Source organism: Neobacillus nitrireducens (assembly GCF_030915405.1).
GTDB lineage: Bacteria > Bacillota > Bacilli > Bacillales > Cytobacillaceae > Neobacillus.
In genome coordinates, this window is the sequence record NZ_CP133262.1 from 2,597,403 (window position 1) to 2,621,054 (window position 23,652).

The 23,652-nt window shown below is 37.3% G+C and carries 24 protein-coding genes and 2 pseudogenes; 7 read left to right on the forward strand and 19 right to left on the reverse strand.

Annotated elements, in window-relative coordinates; all coding sequences use genetic code 11:
* Positions 1-242: 242 nt before the first annotated feature.
* From RCG22_RS12500 to RCG22_RS12520, 5 genes are all read right to left on the reverse strand, one after another.
* Positions 243-602, reverse strand: a complete 360-nt coding sequence (locus RCG22_RS12500; RefSeq protein WP_308103203.1) for a hypothetical protein — start codon at positions 600-602, stop codon at positions 243-245.
* Positions 603-664: 62 nt separating this feature from the next.
* A complete protein-coding gene (locus RCG22_RS12505; protein ID WP_308103204.1) occupies positions 665-1,258 on the reverse strand; it encodes a hypothetical protein in 594 nt (197 codons plus the stop codon).
* A complete protein-coding gene (locus RCG22_RS12510; protein WP_308103205.1) occupies positions 1,237-2,127 on the reverse strand; it encodes a hypothetical protein in 891 nt (296 codons plus the stop codon). The genes RCG22_RS12505 and RCG22_RS12510 overlap by 22 nt, the downstream gene beginning before the upstream one ends.
* A 94-nt stretch (positions 2,128-2,221) precedes the next feature.
* Positions 2,222-2,581: a hypothetical protein gene (locus RCG22_RS12515; RefSeq protein WP_308103207.1), complete on the reverse strand. Its 360-nt coding sequence runs from the start codon at positions 2,579-2,581 to the stop codon at positions 2,222-2,224.
* A 41-nt stretch (positions 2,582-2,622) separates the two neighbouring features.
* On the reverse strand, positions 2,623-2,766 hold the full coding sequence (locus RCG22_RS12520) for a hypothetical protein (RefSeq protein WP_308103208.1): 144 nt from the start codon (positions 2,764-2,766) through the stop codon (positions 2,623-2,625).
* 189 nt (positions 2,767-2,955) lie between these two features.
* On the opposite strand from RCG22_RS12520, the gene RCG22_RS12525 reads away from it, so the two are divergent.
* Together RCG22_RS12525 and RCG22_RS12530 are read left to right on the forward strand one after the other, a co-directional pair.
* Positions 2,956-3,294: a hypothetical protein gene (locus RCG22_RS12525; RefSeq protein WP_308103209.1), complete on the forward strand. Its 339-nt coding sequence runs from the start codon at positions 2,956-2,958 to the stop codon at positions 3,292-3,294.
* 174 nt (positions 3,295-3,468) lie between these two features.
* Positions 3,469-3,735, forward strand: a complete 267-nt coding sequence (locus RCG22_RS12530) for a hypothetical protein (protein WP_308103210.1) — start codon at positions 3,469-3,471, stop codon at positions 3,733-3,735.
* A gap of 255 nt (positions 3,736-3,990) precedes the next feature.
* Here the strand turns inward: RCG22_RS12530 and RCG22_RS12535 are convergent, their stop codons facing one another.
* Positions 3,991-4,509 (reverse strand): DoxX family membrane protein, encoded by a 519-nt coding sequence (locus tag RCG22_RS12535; RefSeq protein ID WP_308103211.1) that lies wholly within the window; start codon positions 4,507-4,509, stop codon positions 3,991-3,993.
* 634 nt (positions 4,510-5,143) lie between these two features.
* On the opposite strand from RCG22_RS12535, the gene RCG22_RS12540 reads away from it, so the two are divergent.
* Both RCG22_RS12540 and RCG22_RS12545 read left to right on the forward strand, forming a co-directional pair.
* Positions 5,144-5,776: a histidine phosphatase family protein gene (locus RCG22_RS12540; RefSeq protein ID WP_308103212.1), complete on the forward strand. Its 633-nt coding sequence runs from the start codon at positions 5,144-5,146 to the stop codon at positions 5,774-5,776.
* Positions 5,777-6,083: 307 nt separating this feature from the next.
* Positions 6,084-7,639 (forward strand): annotated as a pseudogene (locus RCG22_RS12545) (ABC-F family ATP-binding cassette domain-containing protein).
* A 107-nt stretch (positions 7,640-7,746) separates the two neighbouring features.
* Here the strand turns inward: RCG22_RS12545 and RCG22_RS12550 are convergent.
* The 5 genes from RCG22_RS12550 to RCG22_RS12570 all read right to left on the reverse strand — a co-directional run bounded on the left by RCG22_RS12550 (position 7,747) and on the right by RCG22_RS12570 (position 10,883).
* The gene (locus tag RCG22_RS12550) at positions 7,747-8,265 is read right to left on the reverse strand and encodes a DoxX family membrane protein (protein ID WP_308103213.1); all 519 of its coding nucleotides are present in this window, start codon (positions 8,263-8,265) and stop codon (positions 7,747-7,749) included.
* Positions 8,266-8,444: 179 nt separating this feature from the next.
* Entirely contained in the window at positions 8,445-8,747 is a 303-nt protein-coding gene (locus RCG22_RS12555) for a P-loop NTPase family protein (RefSeq protein ID WP_374049354.1), read from the reverse strand.
* A gap of 285 nt (positions 8,748-9,032) precedes the next feature.
* The gene (locus RCG22_RS12560) at positions 9,033-10,013 is read right to left on the reverse strand and encodes an SHOCT domain-containing protein (RefSeq protein WP_308103214.1); all 981 of its coding nucleotides are present in this window, start codon (positions 10,011-10,013) and stop codon (positions 9,033-9,035) included.
* Between the two features lie 223 nt (positions 10,014-10,236).
* Entirely contained in the window at positions 10,237-10,623 is a 387-nt protein-coding gene (locus tag RCG22_RS12565) for a retropepsin-like aspartic protease (protein WP_308103215.1), read from the reverse strand.
* Positions 10,620-10,883: a hypothetical protein gene (locus RCG22_RS12570; RefSeq protein ID WP_308103216.1), complete on the reverse strand. Its 264-nt coding sequence runs from the start codon at positions 10,881-10,883 to the stop codon at positions 10,620-10,622. The genes RCG22_RS12565 and RCG22_RS12570 overlap by 4 nt, the downstream gene beginning before the upstream one ends.
* A gap of 291 nt (positions 10,884-11,174) precedes the next feature.
* On the opposite strand from RCG22_RS12570, the gene RCG22_RS12575 reads away from it, so the two are divergent.
* Positions 11,175-11,969: a type VI secretion system tube protein Hcp gene (locus RCG22_RS12575; RefSeq protein WP_308103217.1), complete on the forward strand. Its 795-nt coding sequence runs from the start codon at positions 11,175-11,177 to the stop codon at positions 11,967-11,969.
* Positions 11,970-12,239: 270 nt separating this feature from the next.
* On the opposite strand, the gene gad is transcribed toward RCG22_RS12575, so the two are convergent.
* On the reverse strand, positions 12,240-13,709 hold the full coding sequence (gad, locus tag RCG22_RS12580; RefSeq protein WP_308103218.1) for a glutamate decarboxylase: 1,470 nt from the start codon (positions 13,707-13,709) through the stop codon (positions 12,240-12,242).
* Between the two features lie 266 nt (positions 13,710-13,975).
* Here gad and RCG22_RS12585 point away from each other — a divergent pair, with 266 nt between their 5' ends.
* A complete protein-coding gene (locus RCG22_RS12585; protein WP_308103219.1) occupies positions 13,976-14,104 on the forward strand; it encodes a helix-turn-helix domain-containing protein in 129 nt (42 codons plus the stop codon).
* A gap of 534 nt (positions 14,105-14,638) precedes the next feature.
* Positions 14,639-15,138: pseudogene (locus RCG22_RS12590) on the forward strand (hypothetical protein).
* A 150-nt stretch (positions 15,139-15,288) separates the two neighbouring features.
* On the opposite strand, the gene RCG22_RS12595 reads toward RCG22_RS12590, so the two are convergent.
* The 7 genes from RCG22_RS12595 to RCG22_RS12625 form a co-directional block, all read right to left on the reverse strand.
* The gene (locus RCG22_RS12595) at positions 15,289-16,815 is read right to left on the reverse strand and encodes an Ig-like domain-containing protein (RefSeq protein WP_308103220.1); all 1,527 of its coding nucleotides are present in this window, start codon (positions 16,813-16,815) and stop codon (positions 15,289-15,291) included.
* Between the two features lie 285 nt (positions 16,816-17,100).
* On the reverse strand, positions 17,101-17,598 hold the full coding sequence (gene nrdG / locus RCG22_RS12600; RefSeq protein ID WP_308103222.1) for an anaerobic ribonucleoside-triphosphate reductase activating protein: 498 nt from the start codon (positions 17,596-17,598) through the stop codon (positions 17,101-17,103).
* Positions 17,599-17,616: 18 nt separating this feature from the next.
* On the reverse strand, positions 17,617-19,848 hold the full coding sequence (locus tag RCG22_RS12605; protein ID WP_308103223.1) for an anaerobic ribonucleoside triphosphate reductase: 2,232 nt from the start codon (positions 19,846-19,848) through the stop codon (positions 17,617-17,619).
* 86 nt (positions 19,849-19,934) lie between these two features.
* On the reverse strand, positions 19,935-20,930 hold the full coding sequence (nrdF, locus tag RCG22_RS12610; protein ID WP_308103225.1) for a class 1b ribonucleoside-diphosphate reductase subunit beta: 996 nt from the start codon (positions 20,928-20,930) through the stop codon (positions 19,935-19,937).
* Positions 20,918-23,011, reverse strand: a complete 2,094-nt coding sequence (gene nrdE, locus RCG22_RS12615) for a class 1b ribonucleoside-diphosphate reductase subunit alpha (protein ID WP_308103226.1) — start codon at positions 23,009-23,011, stop codon at positions 20,918-20,920. Before nrdE ends, nrdF begins: the two co-directional genes overlap by 13 nt.
* Complete coding sequence (nrdI, locus tag RCG22_RS12620) at positions 23,008-23,367, reverse strand: class Ib ribonucleoside-diphosphate reductase assembly flavoprotein NrdI (RefSeq protein WP_308103227.1); 360 nt, start codon at positions 23,365-23,367, stop codon at positions 23,008-23,010. The genes nrdE and nrdI overlap by 4 nt, the downstream gene beginning before the upstream one ends.
* Positions 23,364-23,588: a glutaredoxin family protein gene (locus RCG22_RS12625; RefSeq protein ID WP_098262934.1), complete on the reverse strand. Its 225-nt coding sequence runs from the start codon at positions 23,586-23,588 to the stop codon at positions 23,364-23,366. Before RCG22_RS12625 ends, nrdI begins: the two co-directional genes overlap by 4 nt.
* Positions 23,589-23,652: the final 64 nt, after the last annotated feature.

Genomic DNA, 23,652 nt, shown 5'->3' on the forward strand with positions numbered 1-23,652 from the left:
TATTACATTTCCATCCTACTCCCGTGGGCTATTTTCTGTGGATCTCTCTATTTAAAAATACCGCTGCCCCGAACACAGGTCTTTTACAATGTCGCGTTGCTCCTGCAGGTGCCTGTCCCCAAGTATGCTAAAGCTTTAATGCACCGGGGGACACCTATATTCCATTTTACTAACTAGCTCCATATTTATCCCTCCAAAGCTTGTTAGATTGATAATTTATAAAACACCAGACAAAAATCATGTTAATCAGGTATGGCGAATTCACCAGATTTGATTCTCATTAACAAGCCTTCTGCTTGAAAAGCAGCATCTGGAAAATCGTTACTTAATCTTTCAGAAGCAACTGCTACATCCAGTACCTCTATTACTCTCCCAGCTTCGATAATTCGGAATAAGCAATTGACCCTCGTTCTTGTACCGCCTTCTTCTTTATCAAAACCCTCACCATTATTATATATTTCTTCAATTAATTTTGTTTTTTTATTGGGATCACGTAGTTCATCAATTCTTAATAAGAAAGTTTCCATAAAAAGTGCAACAAACCAGAGCCCCGCGGAACGATATGAATTAATAAATTGCTTTTGATTTATTTGTTTTTTCATATAGGCTACTTTATCCTTTCACTTAAAGAGATGATAAGAAAACTCTATATCATATGTAGTCTCTACTCTACAATTTCCTCCAAACCTAATGCCACATCAATAATCATATTATTTACCTCATCAAAATGTCCTTCATGGAGGCTAATCAGAGGTTTAATGATGTATTGGTGGACTTTTTCCTGGTTGTTCAATATCTCAATTGGGAGGAAGTAGGATTTTGTGATTATTCCATCAGTAAATGTAGTTGTGCAGAGTTTACCGTCAAACTCTTTCGGAACTTCTTCGTGGTCAATCCATCCAGCCTTATAAAGACCATTACCCTTAGTAACTCTATCTTTAGGGTATTCCACAACACCGCATGTTAGAAATGGAATTTTATTTTCTAATCCATCATTGCTTCCATCAAACGTAATATTTACTCCGATACCCTTTTTAGAATTCTTTTCTTTTGTATATACTCGCTGTAACAAATAGGGAAGCCAATAATCTGGATACCGATAATGCCCTGATTTTCCGAACATCACACTACCATCACCAACTGCCAAAAACCCTTCATTCTCCATAATGTCATTAATTACAATCATTAATTGGCTGGTTTCTTGGCAGACTGTTTTCATCATGTCGTAGATTTCTTTTATTTCATTTCCGATTGCCATTCTTTATTCCCCCTCCAAAAATATTTTTCAGCTTTTGTTAGTTTACTAGTATCAATTTCTGAAAATAGTGGTTGGTCCACCTTCTCTACTTCTTCCCAGAATAAAAACTTTGGTAATGAAATTTTCTTTTGAGGTGTAGTAAATCCATTAAATGGAACTAAACCTTTCCTTTGAAGCAATGCCTTCAGATCCTCTAACAAGTAACGCATGGTTGGAGCACTTTTCCAGGTTTCTCTTGAATTCACTTCATCAATGACACCAATGATGCTTATCCAGTTAACCCAAAATAATCTCTGATAATTTTGATTAAAATATTGTTTTGTCCGTAATACTTTAAAGGTTTCTTCGATATCGTGCCTCGGTGAAGCATAGTGGGCCGTTACGAAAAAGAGATATCGATTGTCTGCCGATCGAATGTATTTGTCTCTTATGATGGGATCACCGATATAGACATTTCCGTCCTGAAGTTCCTTAAATAATTCGGCAAGTTGGTCTCCGTCTAAATGTTCCAATGGATTGTTTTCTTTATCAGTGGCGTCTTTTTCTCGATGAGTATTACTTTTTCCAGAATGATATTTTGCCTCTATTAAAATAGCCATTGTGGATTGGTCTTTTTTCGTTAGTATGATTAGGACATCGGGTTCTCTGTTTAGATATGTCGTTCTTGGCCAAAATATATAATCCGCTTCAACAATATCATCGAGAAAATCAGGTGGTGCATTGTCCTTAAAGCTTGTTGCCTTTTTCAAAAATGGGATGAGACCGTTGTTGACATCAAGATACTTGAATGTAGAAAATACATCTGAGCTTAGTAAATCTTCCATATGCTCATAAGGAGAAAGCTTTCCATGGATTTCAGCAATTGTCATAACATTACCACCTAATCGATTTAATCAAAAAACTTTCATGAGCTTTCGCGAGATTAATGACATACAGCATTATACTAAATTTCCTATCATACCTTTATTCTCTAGTTTGCCAAAATACAAAATCTGCTTTTTTGATATTGGTTATTCCTGAGTTTGGATACTCTTGATCAAATAATTGGATGATTAGCTTGCCCGTTTCTTCTGCAAGTATCTTTTTATATTCATTTTTAATATCTTCATATAATAAGATGGTTTCTTCCAACCTATTTTTCTTATAATAAGCGGGAGGCTTCTTATCTAAGTTTTTTAGGACCACTGTGTCCCAAATAGGCAGGTCCGGATTAATGGTTGCTACCAATTTACTCGAGAACGATGCTTCTACTCTCTCTAATTCTTCATATATGTATCTAAATGTCTTTTCAAAGGATGGCGTGCCGTTTTTGTTTTCTTCCATAAAATTATAGAACTTATTATAAAAGATAGGCGGTCGCTGCCTTACTCTATAGAATCCGTTAAAAGACTTTTGAAATCCGCACTATGTGAAACATCCACATTAGTAACCATGCTCATTATTTTTTGATACTTTTCTAATCCTCGCTTTGCTTTTACTATTGAATTCTTTATGTTTAGTTCATCCATTTGCATATGCTCCTAAGTCCTACAATCTAAATGTACTCCTAATTACATAGTTATAGGATTCCATTAATTTCAGTTTACATTATATTCCTATAAATGATTAAATAATTTTATAAAAATACTAATTATTGTAAAATTGATGATAGGATATTATTAAATCTGCTAAATAAATAGAGAAACGAAGTAAACTAGATGGCTACTATTTATTCAGACGAGCAAAATAAAGTTTTTGTCGACTGTATGGAGAAGTATCGGAATTGGGTTGATGGAGAAACAGCTAAAGAAACTGAAAGACTTACAAAGTCATTTGCAAGAGACCTAATAAAAGAGATTCCGCTTATTTCAGACCGAAAATATACTGGTGTAGCCGAACGTCTTGTGTATTTCGATAATCTTCTTGCTGGCGTTGAATTTCCCTTCGATTATTACCTAGCCAGCACCTTTGAACAATATTTTGGCGTTTTACCAAGAAAGAACGGTAGCAAGGAACCTAATAAGCGGAAAACACAACATGAAGGAAGACGAGAATAAGATTTTCAGAATATAATTTCTAACTTAGTACTAGCTATATATGAAGAAATTATATATCAGAAACATTTCATAAATTTCACGTTCAAATCGGTTAAAATATAGTAAGCCAAGTCTAAAATAATATATTGAACTCGTTCTTGCCAGGCTTACATTTAATTTGAGGAGAAAAAATATATGGCGAAAAAGAAGAAAAAACCGAAACAGAAGCAAAAAGAGGATTTCGGAAGTGCTGAATTTTACTGTTCTAAATGTGATTACAAGTTTGAAGTTGAGTGGGAAACAATTTGGGCCATTCAGGAATGCACCCATGGTTATGTAGGCTATCATTTAAATGATACTTTTATCAGCTGCGAAAAATGTGGTGAACTTTGTGTTGACGAAGATACTGTGGAAATGTCAAGGTTAGCACCAATGATTACATATGATAAACTTCCTTTTTAAATGAATAACATAAAGCGGGTTCTCTAGCATAAACGTCTGCAAGAGAATAATCCTTTAATTCAAAACAGTATATTTTTTTAAAAAAAGTAGTGCCTGAACCTCAGCGTGTTAAAGCTTAACGCCACGGGGTCAGCACCTATTTTTTTGTCTCGTTTTTATCTATAGGAGCTTTTTGCTCTTATTTGCTAATTCGTTGATTAATAGGATAATAAAAGACGGTTCGGATACCCAAACCGCCTATCTTTTGATAGTTATTTATACATTCACTTTTGCTTTTTCGTTGCCAGTACTTTTTTTGCTCATTTTTGCGATGAATGGAACGACCCAGCGGTCTAAACCAATTCTTCCTGCATTGTAACCAGCAGTTAAGATGATGAAACCAAGGAAAATGTCTCTTGGGTTATGAGATACGGTTCCTGCTAAGAAGAAGCTGAAATTCATCACTAGACCAAAGAACATGGCGGTTGTCGTTAAGCAGCCTAAGATTAAGCCTAAGCCGATCAATGTCTCGCCCCAAGGAACGATCACGTTCAACACATCAACATTTGGTAGTGCAAAGTGTTTTAAGAAGTCAACATACCAACCAAATACAACGGCACCATCTGGACCCTTTACTGGGTTCGCGATGGCTCCTTTTAAAAATCCAGCTGCATCGAAGCCGCCACTTGTTAATTTTCCGTAACCTGCTGTTACCCAAGAATAGCCAAGGTATAAACGTAAGACCGTAAGAATAGCCGCTGCCATTTTATTTTCTCTTAAAAATTTATTAAACATAAATCATTCCGCCCTTCATGTTTTGTTTGTTCTTTATGATTAAACTATAATCCCTTTTCAAGTTAAACAACATAGCTATGGTGTTAAGTTCACGATTTGTTTGAAATGTTTTGGCGGAATGTTGAACAGTATTTGAATCACCTAAGGGAATTCTAGGAGGGCGGGTCTTTTAAGTGTTTAGAACTTGTATAGCGGAAGATTCTCTAATCTAAGAACATTAACGATTCGCCCATAAAATTGAAGAATTCGCTCATAAATTTGTTAAATTCGCCCGTAAAGTCGGAGAATTCGCCCGTAAAATCGGATTCACTTATAGAGCATTAGTTAGGGTGCCTGTCATGCACCGGATTTTCTTGTTTCAAAACGATGTTCCATGAACAACTTTAATCTATATAATAACAGGCGAACAGCACTGTCACTGTTCGCCTCTTTTTTGTTATTCTTTGTCCAATTTTCACACTCAACCAACCGATTTGTTCCATTCCAAGCTATTTATTGCATCGGATTTGTAAAATCATTAACCAAAATTTGGTGGACGGGAAACGCTTGGTGTATTTATTACAAACTACTCGAATAGTGTGTTAGTATTCATTTTATCAATCAATTAATCCCAATACAAAGTAGGTGTTTACACGTGTCCGCTGAAAAAGAAGTGAATCTTTATTTTGTTCGGCATGGGGAGACCCATTATAATGTAGAGAAACGAATACAGGGATTTTACGATTCACCACTTACAGATAATGGAATTAAACAAGCTAAATCTGTAGGAATCGGTTTATCTGATATAGAATTTAAAGCCGTATACGCTAGTGAAAGCCAGAGAGTAGTAGATACAGCGAGGTATGCCATTGGCCATCAAAACATCCCCATCATTACTGATCCACGTCTAAAGGAAATGAATCTTGGTGTTTTAGTATCCCTATCAGAAACGGAAATTCTAGCTCAATATGGGAATATCCTAGAGACATTATACAGTCTTACCGATTTAAATATGTCAGCACCTCAAGGAGAATCCTCCTTACAGCTTTTTACACGAACAAGTTCTGCTATCGATGAAATCATTCAAAAGTATAAAAATGAAGGTGGAAATGTTCTAGTATTTTCACACGGGGTAACAATCGGCCACTACTTAATGCAAATAGCAAAATTGAGTGGTTATCCTCACCATGAAAATTGCAGTGTTTCTGTGATCAAATATTTGAACGGTAAATTTCATGTAGATAGGATTGCTGACACTTCCTTTAGAGATGAATACTACCTAAAATGAAATCCAATCACCTAAGGCAGCCAGACTCCATCACCGAGCCTTAATGCGAACGACAAATGTGCGATGTACTATCAGATTCCTTACCTGTCACTCCCCAAAAGTGGTGCCTGACCCCCTGTGAGTTAAAACTTCAACGCATCGGGTGTCAGGCACCTTTTTTAAACCGTTCCCACACCTCCAATTTAAACCATTCAACTATTCCATTATCTGTGTTATAGTTAAAAATTAACTTCTAACCAGTAGGCGAATGAAAATATAAAAATATTTCCACACAAAATAAAATGAAATTTAAATGAGGTTTGAATAGATGAGTATATTAACGGTTAAAGACTTAAACCACGGCTTTGGTGATCGGACTATTTTTAATAATGTATCCTTCCGCTTATTAAAAGGAGAACATATCGCTTTAATTGGGGCAAACGGTGAAGGTAAATCGACGTTTATGAATATCATTACAGGGCAACTTCAGCCTGATGATGGAAAAGTAGAGTGGGCAAAGCATCAACGAGTCGGTTATCTTGATCAGCATACTGCTTTACAACAGGGAATGACAATCCGTGACGTACTAAATACGGCTTTTCAATACCTCTTTGACGTCGAAACGAATATTAATACGATTTATGAAAAATTATCGGACGTTACACCTGAAGAAATGGAAAAATTGTTAGATGAAGTCGGTACATTACAAGAAATATTAACAAATAATGACTTTTATATTATTGATTCTAAAGTAGAAGAAGTGGCACGTGGGCTTGGTCTTGATGATGTAGGATTAGAAAAAGATGTTCATGATTTAAGCGGCGGGCAAAGAACAAAGGTTTTATTAGCCAAGCTTTTACTCGAGAAGCCAGATATTCTTCTTTTAGATGAGCCTACAAACTATTTAGACGAACAACATATTGAGTGGTTAAGACGTTACTTGCAAGAATACGAGAATGCTTTTTTATTGATTTCGCATGATATGCCATTTCTTAATAGCGTGGTCAATGTCATCTACCATTTAGAAAATCAAGAATTAAATCGCTACGTCGGTGATTACAATAATTTCCTTATTGTCTATGAAGCTAAAAAGTTACAAGTTGAAGCTGCTTTTAAGAGACAACAATCAGAGATTTCTAGTTTAAAGGATTTTGTAGCCCGTAATAAGGCAAGGGCATCTACTAGCAGTCTGGCAATGTCCAGACAGAAAAACTCGATAAAATGGACGTTATTGAAATTGCACAGGAACGACCAAAACCTGATTTCAACTTTAAAGAAGCAAGAACATCAGGTAAATTAATTTTTGAGACGAAAGAATTTGTCATTGGGTACGAAGAGCCACTTTCAAAACCGTTAAATCTTTATATAGAGCGTGGACAAAAAGTCGCCTTAGTTGGTGCGAATGGAATCGGAAAGACGACACTCCTTCGTAGCATGCTTGGAGAAATAAGATCTCTTTCTGGTATACTTGAACGCGGTGAACACCAGTATATTGGCTATTTTGAACAAGAAGTGAAAACAGAAAATCAAAATACGTGCATCGAAGAAATATGGAATGAGTTTCCTCATTTAAGCCAAGGACAGGTTCGCGCTGCTCTTGCAAGATGTGGATTAACTAGAAAACACATTGAAAGTAAAATATCGGTTTTAAGTGGTGGCGAGCAAGCGAAAGTCCGCTTATGTAAACTTCTTAACCAAGAAAGCAATATTCTTGTTTTCGATGAGCCAACCAACCATTTGGATATAGATGCAAAAGCTGAGCTTAAACGAGCTTTGAAATCGTATAAGGGAAGCATGCTCCTTATCTCTCATGAACCTGAGTTTTACCAAGACGTGGTAACAGATATTTGGGACGTAGAATCATGGACGACTAAAGCAATATAAACTTGAAAGATCGAAAAAGGTGCCTGACCCCTATTGTGCATAGAATTACATGAAATGATAAAAAGACGGTTCGGAATGTCCGAACCGTCTTTTACTTGAAACTATATTTATGCTTGCGCTTTTGCTTTATCGTTACCAGTACCTTTTTTGCTCATTTTTGCGAGGAATGGAACGACCCAGCGGTCTAAACCAATTCTTCCTGCATTGTAACCAGCAGTTAAGATGATGAAACCAAGGAAAATGTCTCTTGGGTTATGAGATACTGTTCCTGCTAAGAAGAAGCTGAAATTCATCACTAGACCAAAGAACATTGCGGTTGTTGTTAAGCAGCCTAAGATTAAGCCTAAACCGATTAATGTCTCGCCCCAAGGAACAATCACATTGAACACATCAACATTTGGTAGTGCAAAGTGTTTTAAGAAGTCTACATACCAGCCAAATACAACCGCGCCATCTGGACCTTTTACTGGATTGGCGATCACTCCTTTTAAAAATCCTGCTGCATCAAAGCCGCCACTTGATAATTTTCCGTAACCTGCTGTAAGCCAAGAGTAGCCAAGGTATAAACGTAAGACCGTAAGAATAGCCGCTGCAATTTTATTTTCTCTTAAAAATTTATTAAACATGAGCTCATTCCGCCCTTCATATTTTGTTTGTTCTTTATGATTACACTATATTCCCTTTTCTCGTTAAACAACATGGGTATGGTGATAAGTTCACAGTTTGTTAAAAATGATTTGACGGACTGTTGAACAGTAATTGAATTACCTAAGGGAACTCTAGGTGGGTAGGTCTTTTAAGTGGTTTATAACTTGTATAGCGGAGGATTTTCTAATCGAAAGCCATTTAACGGTTCGCCCATAAAATAGAAGAATTCGCTCATAAATTTGTGAAATTCGCCCGTAAAGTCGGAGAATTCGCCCGTAAAATGTTGAAATTCGCCCGTAATTTGGGAAACAGGCATTTTTGAACGGTTAAAGCCTCCTGTCGAAGCTATTAATCGCGAAGTGATCAGCTTTTCAGGCATCTCTAAGGAAAAAACGATTGGCAGAAATCCTGCCCCACCCGACATTTTGGCAAAATGAAGCATCACGTCGGTTTTTCCCATCGATGGCCTTGCCGCAAGAATCGCAAAACGTCATAAAAACACCCCCAAAAGTGATTTTTGGAGGCGTCTTTTGCATTTTGGGTGTTTTTTTACCCATTTTTTGTGTAAAGGTGTTTGTCTTTCTTAGGTTACTTTTAAGTCTTGACCTAACCATGATAATTTTTTTATATGTTTGCATTTAATTAGGATAATTCATCACATACTCTTAAATTAAACCTTTATGCTGGTTAGAAAGGTGCACTTTTGATTTCTTGTAACTTTCTTGCTTCTTTTTAAAGTATCCATTTATAATGTAGTATTAAATAATAATTCTTCCTTTTTCCTATCAAACTCTTCCTGAGTTAGGACACCCATGTCTAATAGTTTTTTGTACTTAAGTAATTCATCAGCTGCACTAAATGATGTATTATTATTATTATTATTTTTTTCTTCTGTGGTCTTATTTAAAATATCGTCTTCTACATCAGTAAACTCAGCATCTATGAAATCAGGCATCTCATTTTTCATTTCTTGGAGATCCTTTTTGAAATCATCTTTAGAGTAGTTATTTACGGATTCATATAATGTATTTCTTAAACGTGTTCCCATTGGTTTCATTGACGCATAGGTTAAACCACCCGAAATTACACCGCCTATTAATGGGATTGCTTTTGAAATACCTTGAGCAAATGTTTTCTTTGTTATTTTCACGCCAATTGTAGCTGCGACTTTCTTTATTATCGGGTAATAGATTGTTTTCATTAATGCTTGTTGAGGCAGCTTTTTTAATACTTGTTGTGCAACCTTAGATGACAATACTTTTAATGCTGAGGCAGTACCTCCGACACCAAACATGACTCCTAAAAATAAGGCTAGTTCTCCTCTAACTCTTTCACCATCTATCCTTTCAGCATCCCACAAATCTTCGTAGCCAAATAGATAGGCTAACTCCTGGGCCAATCGTAATGATACTCCATAGAATTGAAGAGTATCAGCAGGAATTGTAGCAGCCATTGCTAATCCACCTGGAATTCCAGCGGCAAAAGATGCTCCAGAACTCTGAAGAGTACGTTTTTCTATTAAAGATTTTGCTACTTTATCTAAAGTATTAATATTTACTCCTGCTTCAATAGGGCCCTTTTCCAATACCACAACAAGTTCATTGTAACTTACAGATTCATGAAGGGCTTTAGATAAGAATTCAGTACGATTAACTTTTACCCCTGGCACTTTTAATGCATTTGTCAATATTAATTCTAATGAAGTATTTGCTTCTGCGCTACTCATTTGGATGACTTCCTCTCGATATATTCTGGCACTCCTTTAGTTTAAGGAGACTTACAGTAAGTTACAATAAATATACATAAATTACTAGTTTCATCTTCCAGAAGTGGTGCCTGACCCCCAGCGTGTTAAAGCTTTAGCGTATCGGGGGTCAGGTACCTATTTTATGGTTCACTGTAACGTATCTAAATGAGTTTTTTCTATATGAGGACGGTTATGGGGTTCTCTACTTTCTAAACACTGCTTTTTCATTAAAATCAATGACTAGACCCGACTTAATCATAAAATCGACACCAAGGATTCCGTTAAACCCATAAGTCTCTTTTGTTATTCCTAATTGTAGCTGGAAGGAACCCAAACGGAAATTATCTATTTCCAACTCTTTGACGTTTTGTTCATAGCACAATTCACTTTCACCGCCGACTCCATACATCCTTCTAGGACTGCCATTTTTGCGGTCTATGATTAAACCTACACCTTCAACTTCATCTGTATCAAAGATTGTATTTGAACAACCTGTATCCAAAAGCACATCATCCAAAATTATTATTTTTCCTTTATATCCAAGTGAAACAGAAACTATCGGCAACCCATCTTCCAGTTGAATTTTCACTGGAGTCGTCTTCTTACTCCAATAAATTTCTGTTCTTTTACTTCAATTGTTTCATGGTCCGTATGGAAAATATAGTATTCACGAGAAGGGTCATCTAAATGTAGTTTTTTGTATTCTTTCCAAGCAAAAGTTGATTCGGGGAAATTTGATATGACGGATAGCTCTTCAAGATAGCGAATTGAATTTCTTGAGTATGCAGAGATGGCTTCGACAAGTACCCATTGTTCCGGAAATTGTTCACGAACTTGTTCCCATTTCACTTTTAACACCTCCATTTTATTTATTTCTAGTATATCACTTCATGGTAATAGTAGAGCGATAATCATTTTCTATTTTATAGGATTTATAATTGATAGCAGTAGCTTGGTGTTTTATGAAAAGTGTTGCCTGACCCCCAGCTTGTTAAAGCTTTTTACCATTCATTCCCCTTTGATCTAATTCCTAATTAAACTTAAATCATTCTTTTCTATTTTAGCTCGTTCTAAATAAGGAATGCTTGGCATCTCTTATATATTGTAGAATCATTTTATTTTTATTAAAGGGGGAACGTTATGGTAAAAATTAAGAAGTTTTTAAACCATTCCATTGCAAAAGGTGGAATGATTGGTGTTTTGGTAATGGCTGCAATTTTTGGTGTTTCAAGTGCTTGGGCACAGGAAAATAATGTTACCTATTATGCTTGTGTGAACAATAGCTCTGGCACAATCAAAATGGTAGATGAAAATAAAGCTTGTAGCACTAATGAAGTAAAAATATCTTGGAATCAAGTCGGTCCGAAAGGTGACACTGGTGCAACAGGCCCTGCAGGTCCACAGGGTCCAAAAGGAGATACTGGTGCTACGGGGCCTCAAGGTCCTCAGGGTCCCCAAGGAGTTTCGGTTCCTTCGGGTGACGGATCTGCTGCTCTTGATTATGATGTTTATTTGTGGTTAGACAGCATCAAAGGTGAATCGACAGTTAAAAATTATGAAGATTGGATTGCGCTAACAGGAGTTCAATTTGATGCTTCTGTATTATTACAAAGTACAAGCGGGGGCGGTGCTGGTGCAGGGAAACCGCAAATCAATGAGTTTGTGGTCAAGAAAAGCTACGATGCCTCTTCGATTCCAATATTTCAGAATATGTTGAAAGGTAACCATGTAAGGGGTGCTAAGATCGTGTTCGTATCACGTGGCACAGCTCCAACTCCTATTCTCACGATTGAGCTAGATAATGTTTATTTCACAAACTATAACTTTAACAATACGTTCGAAAAAGTCCAGTTGAATTTTGAAGGAATTGAGTCAACTTACACTGGAGTAACTCCTGCAATTAAAGGTAGTTTTGATTTCAAAGGAAATAAATAGGGCGCTGCACATTTTTGGGCCAGATTTGTAGATATATCAGAAAAGGTGGTTATTGAAAACCGAGCGCAACTTAATCATCCTATTAAAAGGGCAAGATGAATTGCTTACCCTCAAAATTAAGCAATTTCAATTGGTATATGAGGGCTCTCTTATTTTTTTTATATGGAATATCTAATAATAAAAAGCCCTATCCAACTGGTTATTGGATAGGGCTTGCTTGTGGTAATTCCATCCAAACTAAGCGGAAATCTGATCAGTTCTGACCTCCTCTTAGTGATGAAACCCATTATCACATTTCGTATCATGCGGCATAGGGCCGTCAAGGGAATCCAGAAAGGCAACTGCCTGTTTGAGGTTCATCAAAAACAAATGCGCGAGATCCATGGAAAATCCATTCCGAACCACAACGCGCATGATCGTCACCTCTTCCATATCTGGCGGCAATGGATAGGCGGGTACCTGCCAGCCAAACACACGCAATTGTCGAGACAAGTCATATAGATTCCAGTTTGATGTGTATCCATCTTTCAGCCGCCAAGCGAAAACCGGAATATCCGAACCATCGGACAAAAGTTCGAACGGTTCCATCTCCTGAATGGCCTTGCTAAGAAAATGGGCAACTGTCTGAGAGGCCTTTTGCACCTCATAGTACCCATTTTTGCCTAAACGTAGGTAATTGTAATATTGCAAGAGCACTTGTGCGCCGGGACGAGAGAAATTCAGGGCAAAGGTCGGCATGTTCCCGCCCAAATAGGACACGCGGAAGATGAGATCATCAGGAAGATCTTCAGCTTCCCGCCATATGATCCAACCCAACCCAGGGTAGACTAATCCATATTTATGTCCGGAAACATTGATGGACTTCACCCTCGGTAATTGAAAATCCCAGACCAAGTCTGGCTGAAGAAACGGTGCAATAAATCCTCCCGAAGCCGCATCCACATGCATGGGAATGTCGAGACCCGTCCTTTCCTGTAAACCATCCAACGCTTTCGCAATGGCAGCAACTGGTTCGTAAAGCCCAGTATAAGTTTCACCGAGAATCGGCACCACACCAATCGTATTTTCGTCCACGACAGCGAGGACCCCCTCTGGATCCAAGTGGGGATGCTCTGGGCTAACCTTCACATAACGAGGTTCGACCTCCCAATAGTTCGCGAATTTTTCCCAAACGACTTGAACAGCGGAACTAAACACGATATTGGGCCGATCCACTGGCTTCCCCTGGCTTTTGCGCAAGTTTTGCCAGCGCCGCTTTAACGCAAGCCCCCCGAGCATACAGGCTTCAGACGATCCTGTAGTTGAAACGCCCATCGTCGTAAGGGGGGCGGGCGAATGCCAAAGGTCAGCTAAAATGTGGACACACCGCTCCTCGATTGCGGCTGTCTGCGGATACTCATCCTTGTCAATCATGTTTTTGTCGAATGATTTGGCATATAATTGCTCAGCGGCAGGCTCCATCCATGTACTAACGAATGTCGCAAGATTCAGGCGTGCATTACCATCAAGGGCAATTTCATCATGGACGATTTGATACGCCGTTTCGGGTAACATGCCTTTATCAGGCATTTGAAAGCGCGGAACGACTATTTCTCCTTCGCGGGCAAACAGAGGATTCACAGAAAATTCGTGAGGCAGCTTCATTTGCATGTGACGCGGCAGCCATTGTGGCTTATCTGGCATTACCTCTTTTCCTTCGCTTCCATCGTTCTGAACTTCTGCTTTTCGATCCTGTGGCATACAAGTCCTCCTTCATCTATTGTTTAACCATCATATTATTTCCAAAAAGCCACTTGGTAAACTACGTGGACGTTTCTAATGGTTCAAGCTTTAGTGATAGGTGTTCCAGAAATAACCATGGGTATACAGCAGAACTAGATCCTTCAAAATACTTATGAACAAATCATCATGTTACTCATAAGGCTGTGTAATCCAATTGGGGTAAAAGCGAATGGGAAATATAATATAGACTTTCGATTCATTTCACAAACCGTGAGTTGGCCAACATGTTTGGCACAATACGAGAAACCATTAGCCGTACGCTCAGTCAATTTAAAAAGAAAAATTATATTATCCAAGATGAGGGCGGTTTTTATTTAATTAATCGCGAAGCACTTCAGCAAGAGCTGTTTTAATTTAAAAAGTAAAAGCGAAGTGCCTGAACCCCAGCATGTTAAAGCTTTATCGCATCGGGGGTCAGACACCGAATATCCCATGAACAAGACAGTAGCCTACTGGATATTTCCGCTGTAATAGCTGTAACTCAGCTGGAAGTTTGGGAGATAACAAATGAATATCGAATGATGGCTCTTACTGCTATATTAACCTATAACTCTCCACTTGCAGAAAATTGGTTCACTTTTGGAAAAAACGCACTTTTTGATGGAAGCAGCCATAAGTATGCCACTGACGCGGAGGAATATTTACTCAAAAAGATTGGAATCCACAGAAGATTCCTTGCTATGGAATCGACTTGGCAACCTTTATTATAAAGGAGGCCGAGCAGATTTAGCGGTTATTGCTTTTGAGCGTTGTAACCAGCAGTTAGGATAATAAACCTAGGAAAAATGTCTCTTGGGTGATGAGAAACAGTACCTGCTAAGAAGAAACTAAAGTTCATCACTAAGCCAAAGAACAATCGAATTGGATGTGCTGTATCCTTACGAGTTATGGAAAATCCCAAAAAAGAAGGACATGAGAATATCTTTATTGGTGGCGGATCCACTCAGGAAGAAGTAGGATGCAGAGGCGCGATAACGTTAGGAAAGATATCACAAGCAGAAATTGGTTTCTCTATCGATGTAGGAACTGCCGATGATATTCATGGCATGCCAAAGGAAGGAATTTCCTTAGGTCTTGGTCCTGAATTATGTGTAATGGATTCCTCTACCATCTCTAATCGCAAACTTTTAAATTTTTGATCAAGGTTGCGGATGAGTGCGGCATAGCTTATCAGGTTTCCATTATGAAACACGGTGGAACAGACGCCTCTAAATTCCAGAGCTCCAATTATGGGATGCCGGTATTATTAATCAATGTACCATCCCGTTATGCACATACCCCTACTTCGATGATTCATTTTGATGATTATATCAATACAGTGAAGTTAATGACCGGAGTCATCAAACGGTTAAATCGAAAGACAGTAGATGAAATTAGGAACTTCTAACTTGGAAATCCCCTTATCATTGATAAGAGGATTTTTATTACGCTCTATCACAACTAGCGGAAAAGGTGCCTGACTCCCAGTGTGTTAAAGCTTTAATGCACCGGGGGGCAGACACCTATATTCCTAATGCTTGCAAGGATTTTAAAAAAACTAACTTACTTTTACCGTTCTACTCTTACTCTTATTGCCTGATTTGTCTTGAGCGTATATCTTTAATGTTGAACCCGTCTTTTGTAACTCAATTTTCACTTTATAGTTTCCTCGACGATCTACTATTCCTTGCCCAATCTTCTTATTACCATTGTAAATATAAATAGTGGCTACACTTTCACCTTTACCACTTACCGTTACAGTTTTACTAGTTATTTTATTAACAGTCGGGACAACTGGTGGAGTTTTATCTATTACCTTAACTCTATTACTCTTACTCTTATTTCCTGCCATATCAACCGCATAAACAACAATGCTTGTACCTGCTTTTTGCTTTTTAACTTTAATGGTATATCTACCATTTTTTGCAGTTGCTTTGCCGATTTGTTTGCTTCCCACCATTGCATAAACTTTTGAATCTGATTCAACTTTGCCACTAATAACAGTAGCATGATCATTTACAGCATTGACTGTTGGAATGCTTGGTGCAAAAGACTTTATTACATGGTAAAGGACACTATGTTTTTTATCCAATGTTGACAAAAATTTATCTTCTGAAGCATCTTCACTCAAGAATTTTGTTCTATTAATTTTTTGTACTTTTACCTTTTTGTTAATATTCCAAACTTCTTGGGTAACCTTAAGAGTGATTCCATCCAACCCACCACTCTCTTCTGGAAGCTTTTTCAATCCAATCTCAGTGTAAGATTTTCTTTGGTTGAATTTTTTATCTATCAAAATATCGGTTTTAAGAAAGTTTCTTTTAGTCAGCATTCCTGATTTTTTCATCTCAGGTAATGACTGATTAAACTGAACCCTAACTACTTGTATGACTTGCTTAAGCTCCTCTACAGAAACAACCGTATCATCGCCCGACATTTTACTAACTTCATTAATAGTCTTAGCCAATTGTGTGAGCGCTTTTTGATCTTTTGATAGATTATCAAGGAATTTTAACAATAGACTAGGCAATTCATTAGCAAATACTACAGCATGAATCTTGTGACCTGTTATTTTCTCGCCATGTACTTTAAAATGTACGTTATTTTGGACGTTAATATGTTTTGGGTTTGGCAGATCCTTCACAACAGAAGGAAGCAATTTGGATTGAATAGTTTGAACTAACTTTTCAGTAGATCCCCCATCCTGCTGAACAGGGATGCGGATTGCCTTAGAAGCTTGATCTAATAATAAAACCATCTGCTTTTTATCAGCATATAACTGAAAGGGAATTTTACCTTGTTTAAGTTTGACAAATCCACCCATCGAGAACGTATCAGCATTTTGCATTTTGGTTTGAACCTGAAGTTCCATATTGTTCAAAAGATTTAATACTTTTAAATACTCTTTATCCTTTACATTTGATTTCTTATAAGAAAGATGAAGTGAAGCAACTGCATAACTCTGGGATGACTTAATCTTGGCATTATTCAAAATCATTTGATTTAAATTAACACCTTTTACCGAATCACATGCGGTCATTAAAAAGACAGAAGCAACAATAACTAGAAACAGTTTTTTAAACATCGAATTCTCCTTTTTCATTAGAAAATATACACTTCTCTTCTGCACAAAATCATGATGGAATTTTTTTATCATTCTACAAAAATATTACAATTCAAATATAATAATATCATAATTTTCATTTATGTTGAAAGCCTATAAAAGATGAAAAAAAGTGAAGAACCAAGATCCTGGCACCTTTCACTCACAACCTCTGTTCCGAACTACCCGAAAGGTGTGGTAAAATTCATTTTATCAATCAATTAATCCCAATACAAAGCAGATGGGATCAAAACACGCTTTTTCCATTTAAGCCACATATAAGACAACCTCTTGTTTCTTCAATGAAGCCTGAACATCAATGATACGTTGATTGCAACTACCACGAAAACGTTGCTTCGGTTCCATCTTCTCTATTAAAAACTTTCCATCTACTAATATATCTACTTCTTGTAGAAATGCTTGTACATCAGAATTCTTTTCAGACCAGCGTAAAAGTTCTTCAAATGTAAATCCTGTATAAGACCAAATATTTAATCCCGTTGCTTTTACACGTTTCACTAACGAAAATAGCTCTTGGCAATAAAGAAAAGGTTCTCCACCAGATAGTGTTAACCCATCTAAAAAGGGATTCTCTATAATTTGAGTATAAATATCATCTTCGACATACAGTTCTCCATAATCCCTATCCCAGGATTCTGGATTATGGCATCCCAGGCAGTGATGTGGACATCCTGATACGAAAAGAACAGCTCTCCACCCTTCACCATTCGAGATAGAATCAGAATAGAATCCTCCAATTTTCAATTTCGTTCCCCCTGCCTTTTATGAATGAATGACTCGATCTTGTAATTCCGCTTTTTTCCCTTCATTCCACTTGCCCGTTGTACCAACCAAGTATCCTGTAATACGTTGGATCACATCCACATGATCGCTATGACATGCTTCACATGTTATCGCTTCAGCATCGCTTGTTTCATGTCCGCAATCTAAGCAGCGACAGATCGTATGATTTAAGCTGAAATAGCCAATTTCTAGGTGATGTGCCATCAACACCATCTTTTCAATCGCCTGCCAGTTTTCGGATGCTTTTCCATCTAGTTCGATATAAGCAATATGTCCACCTAATGTGAGGGCATGATACGGTGCTTCAATGGTCATTTTCTTTACAGCAGATATATGATGCCAAACGGGGACATGGTTTGAATTGGTATAGTATTCCCGAGTATTGATTCCTTCCACTTCACCAAAACGTTCTCGATCAAGTTTAGGGAACTTTTTACACAACGATTCAGCTGGTGTAGCAAGTAAGCTATAGTTAAGTTGATGACATTCTTTTAGTTCCGTACATTTATCTCGCATAAAGGTGATAATTTCCAACCCTTTTGTTTGTGCTTCATCGGATTCTCCGTGATGTTTCCCCATTAATGCGAGTAAACATTCTGCTAGTCCAATAAATCCGATCGCTAAAGTAGATTGATTTATCACTTTTTCAATTGGGTTTTCTAGTTTTAATTCACTTCCACCTCGCCATAAATATTTCATGACCGTTGGAAATTGTTTCGCTAAAGCTTGTTTTTGGAAATCATAGCGTATTTTTAATTGTTCTCCAACTTCTCCCACTAAATTCTCAAGTTTCCCATAGAAATGGGCCCATTTCTCTTCTTCGGAAAACTCTTCTCTTTCGACTTCTTCCATTGTCTCTAATGCGATACGCACTAGATTGATAGAAGTAAAGGAAGCGTTACCCCGACCGACAGATGTCTTTTCTCCATGAATATTTTCAAATACACGGGTACGACAACCCATTGTAGCTGCTTCATACAGATAACGTGTTGAATCCTCGACAGTCCATTTTTCATGCTGATTAAAGGGTGCATCTAAGTTGATAAAGTTTGGAAAGAAACGTTTTGCCGTTACGCGACAGGCTAATTGGAATAAATCATAATTAGAATCGCCCTCTTTTAAGTTAACACCGTCTTTTACTTTAAAAATTTGAATAGGAAAAATAGCTGTTTGCCCATTGCCAACACCACGTTCTGTTGAAAGGAGTAGCTGCTCCATCACACAGCGTCCCTCTGGAGATGTATCTGTCCCATAATTAATGGAAGAGAAAACGACTTGATTTCCGCCGCGCGAATGAATGCTGTTCATGTTATGTATAAACCCTTCCATCGCTTGATATACAGTATTTATTGTACGATTTAAAGCATATTGAATGACTCTTTCATCTCCGGTCAAGCCATCCAAATCTTTTTCTTTATAAACAGAAATAGGAATAGCTATTAATTTGTCAAAATCACATCCCGTAAATTCACAAGCCTTCTTCAATTCTTTTTCGTACGTTACTTTAACAAATGGAGCCATATAGAAATCAAAAGCTGGAATCGATTGTCCTCCGTGCATTTCATTTTGAGCAGTCTCAAGAGAAATGCATGCCATTACTGCAGCCCCATGAATCCCATTGGGACGACGCAGTGCAGCATGATTAACCTCCATTCCATTTTCGAGCATTTTATCCAGCGGATGCTGTACGCAGGTTAAGCTTCGAGTTGGATAAAAATCAAGGTCATGGATATGGATTGCTCCAGCTCGATGCAAGAAATGATGTTCTGGTTTCAGTAATTCGGCTGACGTATAAGCTTTTGTCGTTTCGCTTGCGAACTTCATCATCATTCCAGAAGGCGTCTCCGCACTCATATTGGCATTTTCCTTTGTAATATCATTTGACTCCGCTCTAATAATCGACGCAATCGTATCAAATGATTTTCCATTTCTAGCTTTCGATCTTTCTTCACGATATAAGATATAGGCTTTTGCTACATCCGTTCTCTCACTCTTCATAAGTTCAATTTCTACTAAGTCTTGAATATCTTCTACTGAAATTCGAATGTGTTGAATACGTTCATTCAAATCTTTTAATATCTTTTGAGCTAGGTTCGGTGTAACTCCTTGTTCTGTAGCTTGTTCAGCCTTTTCAACAGCCTGTATTATTTTTTGAGGACAAAATGGAACAATACGTTTATCTCGTTTGATTACTTCTTGTATTTTATTCATTGTTAACAAAATCATCACGTTCTTTCGTATAAAGTATCTGTATGAAAAGAGTGTAGGTTGATTCATTTAAAAGGATTGTTTTCGGTTCATCTTCTTAAAATTTTATCTGTTCTTTGACTTAAATCATTAAAGGTTTCATCTGTAATAGGAGCCACTTTCGCTTTTGTATAAGTAGAACCCTTTTGTGAAAAGAAGTCATATGTAGAGCCTTCATTTCGAATACCATTCATCACAATTGGATTGACTTCTTCGTCTGGAAACATGGATTCGAAACCGACATTCATTAATGCTTTATTAGCGTTATAGCGTACATAGGCTTTTACCTCTGGTGATAAGCCTGTTTCCGCATATACATCTTCGGTATACTTTATTTCATTTTGATACAGATCGAGTAATAGCTCATAGCCCCATATTTTCAGCTCATCTTGCTTTTTCTTTGAGAAGTGCTTAAATATATTTTGAGCAAAAAAGCCTACTGCCACACCATGGATCGATTCGTCACGCAGAATAAGCGAAATGACCTCTGCACTATTACGAAGGAAGCCTTGTCCCCCTAAGTATAGGGGGTAGTAAAAACCCGAGTAAAACAGGAAGGATTCAAGCATGACGGAAGAAAACATGGCTTTCCATAAGCTTTCTGAATTTCCTTCTTCTATATTGTTATAAATATCACCAATTTTGTTTGCTTTATATTGAAGATACTCATTTTTCATCACCCATTCAAAAAGCTCATCGATTTCTGTATTGGTACAAAGTGTTGTAAATATATAGGAGTAAGATTTCGCATGAATGGCTTCAAAAGCTGCAAAAACAGTGAAAACAGCCTTTTCTTGTAAATCAGTTGCATAGGCAGCAATATGATTCATGCCAATATTGGTTTGAACCGTATCAAGTAACGTCAATCCTGCAAAAACTTTTTTATACGTATCCTGATGTTCAAAACTTTGCCACTGTTTGACGTCTTTACTGACGGCTATTTCTTCTGGAAACCAAATTTGCTTCCATTGCTGATCCCAAAATACTTGTGCGAGTTCACTTGTTGGTTTATTCCAATTGACCGCCACATACGTTAAATTTGGCATGCCACACACTCCTCTAATGTTTGTAATCGCTGACGCACATAGTAAACCGACTTAATGCCCTTCATCCAGGCATAAATATAAATTTTCGCTAGTTGCTCGGTTGTCCAATTGTCAGTGACATAAAGTGTCATCGAAATTCCTTGATCTACATGTTTTTGAGCAGCAGCATATACATCTATTAAGTCATAAGGATTGACATCGTATGCCTCCACATATAAATGAGTATTCTCGTTTGTTAAGTGCGGCATTGGATAAATTGTACGACTATCCGCATAATCACGTACCTCCACGCGCTCTGTACAAGGAGCAATGGAAGCTGTGCAGCTACGAATATATGAAATGCTGCCCGTTGGTGCAATGGCTATACGATATGAATGGAATAAGCCGTATTGCATGACGTCTTCCTTTAAAGACTGCCACATTTTTTGAGTGATGATTGGAATATTTCCCAGTGCTTTTAATACAATGGGTGGCCTTTCTTGTTCTTCTTTATCCAAATAAGGATCAAAATAAATACCTGATGCGTAATCACTATCCTCAAATCGATAGAATGATTCGCCGCGTTCTCTGGCAATTTCCATTGATGTTTTCAGTGAATAATAGTTTATCGCTTCCATAAAACAATCGATAAATTCAATAGATTCCTTTGATCCGTATAGGATACCCTGTGTCACAAGATGTCCGTGTAAATTCATGACACCTAGCCCGACAGAATGCATTAATTGGTTTGCTTTCGCCACAGATGGAACATTTTTAATGTTTGTCATTTGTGAAACATTCGTTAATAGGAGCATCGCAGTATCTACTAACTTTCCAAAATCATTCACTTTACTTGCTGCATGGATATCAATTGAACCTAAATTACAAGATACATCTAAGCCGTATTGATTTGGTTCATCTTGGTCAGTGATGATACTAGTATGCTGCACCTGAAGAATTTCGGTACACAGATTAGACATTTTTACACGACCAATATTTTTAAGTGGATGGTCTTCGTTGGCATTGTCATCAAAGATTTCAAATGGATAACCTGATTCAAATTGTGCTTTTTTCACTTCTGTATAAAGTTTTCGTGCGTTTACCCGCTTAATTTTACGGATATTCGGATTATCTAGCAATTCATAATACATTTTTGTCAACGAAATTTCAGACATACGCTTGCCATATTCTTTAAAAATATCATATGGACTAAACAACACAATATCTTTATCTCGTCTCATTAGTTCAAAGAAAATATTTGGAATAATGATCCCTGTTGAAAGTGTGGCTAGACGTATTTTATCATCCGCATTTGGCTTCTTAGACGAAATAAAGTTTTCTATATCACCATGGAAAATATTTAAATAGGCAACACCAGAACCATTTCGTTGTCCGAGTTGATTCGAATAACTAAATGAGTTTTCTAGAAGCTTTGCGACTGGTATTACACCACTTGCACGATTTAAAATCCCCTTAATCGGGTCCCCTAATGGACGCAAATCCGTTAAATTCACCCCAACACCGCCGCCAAGACGTGACAATTCTAAACAATAGCCAATATTTTCAGCAATACTATTCATAGAATCATCCATCGATAACTTAAAACAGCTCACCAACTCTCCACGTGCTTTCTTCCCGCTGTTTAAAGCTGTTGGTGTAGCAGGTTGATAAGCCTCCATCATTGCTTCCACTGCTCGTTCTGCTAGATCCGTATTTCCCTGAGCTAAATACAATGCAATAATCACCATACGATCTTCATATTTTTCTAGAATTTCTTCCCCGTCACGGCTTTTTAGGCCATAACTATCATAAAACTTGCTAGCACTCATAAAAGATGGAAAACGGAAACTATAATCATAAGCTTTTTTGTACATTCTTTTAATAAATTCCATATCGTACCGGTCGATAAATTCTTTTTCGTAGTAGCCTTCATCTACTAAATAACGAATTTTTTCTTCCATATCAATAAAGTACCGCAAACGCACATTTACATATTCTAAAAAGTAACGGCGCGTTGCTTCTCGGTCTTTTTCCAATTCTAATTGTCCTGTTGTGCTATAACGATTAAGGACATCGTTATTTAGCTTTAAATACGTTTTCATCCCGTCACCCTCGTTTCATAAAACTGTTGAATTGCATCATAATCGGCTTGATATCCTCGTAAATCTAATTTACGTACTAGGGGGATATGATATGTCGCTGCAATTTTATCGCCAGCACCACCAAATACCGTATGACCGAAGTTACTATTACCACTAACAACTACGCCTTTACAATATTTCGAATTTTGTTCTAAAAAACGAGCAACCTTTTCAGGAATATTACCTAGCCCATCTGTATAGGTAATTAGTAGATAAGGCTTTTTCAACATTAATTCTTCAGAAATTTCAATAGGCACTGCCTTTAATTTGGATGCAATATATCGTACATTGCCCGTTCGACTGGCATAAACAATCATTGTGCAATCAGCTCAATTTGGGAAATAACTTCCTTTACATCACCTATCAACTTTCCTTTGAATTCAAGAACAGGAACACTTAAAAAGCCTGCTTCAATGATTGTTTGCCTTGCATGTTCATCTTGATCAATGTTAATTATGTCTGCTTCAAGCCCGGCACGTTGTAATTCGGATTTTACCCAAAGGCATTTAGGGCAGATTGTTTTCGTATAAAGTTTCATGTAATCCCTCTTTTCGTAATATAAAAAGGCTACCTCTTCGAAAAGAGATAGCCTAAAATGGAAA

Coding starts and splice junctions, on each gene's coding strand:
- nrdI (WP_308103227.1), bottom strand. CDS start 23,367: ATGATTGTTTATGCCAGTCGAACGGGCAATGTACGATATATTGCATCC.
- gad (WP_308103218.1), bottom strand. CDS start 13,709: ATGCCACAGGATCGAAAAGCAGAAGTTCAGAACGATGGAAGCGAAGGA.
- RCG22_RS12530 (WP_308103210.1), top strand. CDS start 3,469: ATGGCGAAAAAGAAGAAAAAACCGAAACAGAAGCAAAAAGAGGATTTC.
- RCG22_RS12625 (WP_098262934.1), bottom strand. CDS start 23,588: ATGAAACTTTATACGAAAACAATCTGCCCTAAATGCCTTTGGGTAAAA.
- RCG22_RS12585 (WP_308103219.1), top strand. CDS start 13,976: ATGTTTGGCACAATACGAGAAACCATTAGCCGTACGCTCAGTCAATTT.
- RCG22_RS12555 (WP_374049354.1), bottom strand. CDS start 8,747: ATGGGAAAAACCGACGTGATGCTTCATTTTGCCAAAATGTCGGGTGGG.
- RCG22_RS12550 (WP_308103213.1), bottom strand. CDS start 8,265: ATGTTTAATAAATTTTTAAGAGAAAATAAAATTGCAGCGGCTATTCTT.
- nrdE (WP_308103226.1), bottom strand. CDS start 23,011: ATGAAAACGTATTTAAAGCTAAATAACGATGTCCTTAATCGTTATAGC.
- RCG22_RS12535 (WP_308103211.1), bottom strand. CDS start 4,509: ATGTTTAATAAATTTTTAAGAGAAAATAAAATGGCAGCGGCTATTCTT.
- RCG22_RS12510 (WP_308103205.1), bottom strand. CDS start 2,127: ATGACAATTGCTGAAATCCATGGAAAGCTTTCTCCTTATGAGCATATG.
- nrdF (WP_308103225.1), bottom strand. CDS start 20,930: ATGCCAAATTTAACGTATGTGGCGGTCAATTGGAATAAACCAACAAGT.
- RCG22_RS12560 (WP_308103214.1), bottom strand. CDS start 10,013: ATGAGTAGCGCAGAAGCAAATACTTCATTAGAATTAATATTGACAAAT.
- RCG22_RS12500 (WP_308103203.1), bottom strand. CDS start 602: ATGAAAAAACAAATAAATCAAAAGCAATTTATTAATTCATATCGTTCC.
- RCG22_RS12595 (WP_308103220.1), bottom strand. CDS start 16,815: ATGTTTAAAAAACTGTTTCTAGTTATTGTTGCTTCTGTCTTTTTAATG.
- RCG22_RS12505 (WP_308103204.1), bottom strand. CDS start 1,258: ATGGCAATCGGAAATGAAATAAAAGAAATCTACGACATGATGAAAACA.
- RCG22_RS12575 (WP_308103217.1), top strand. CDS start 11,175: ATGGTAAAAATTAAGAAGTTTTTAAACCATTCCATTGCAAAAGGTGGA.
- RCG22_RS12605 (WP_308103223.1), bottom strand. CDS start 19,848: ATGAATAAAATACAAGAAGTAATCAAACGAGATAAACGTATTGTTCCA.
- RCG22_RS12515 (WP_308103207.1), bottom strand. CDS start 2,581: ATGGAAGAAAACAAAAACGGCACGCCATCCTTTGAAAAGACATTTAGA.
- RCG22_RS12525 (WP_308103209.1), top strand. CDS start 2,956: ATGGCTACTATTTATTCAGACGAGCAAAATAAAGTTTTTGTCGACTGT.
- RCG22_RS12520 (WP_308103208.1), bottom strand. CDS start 2,766: ATGGATGAACTAAACATAAAGAATTCAATAGTAAAAGCAAAGCGAGGA.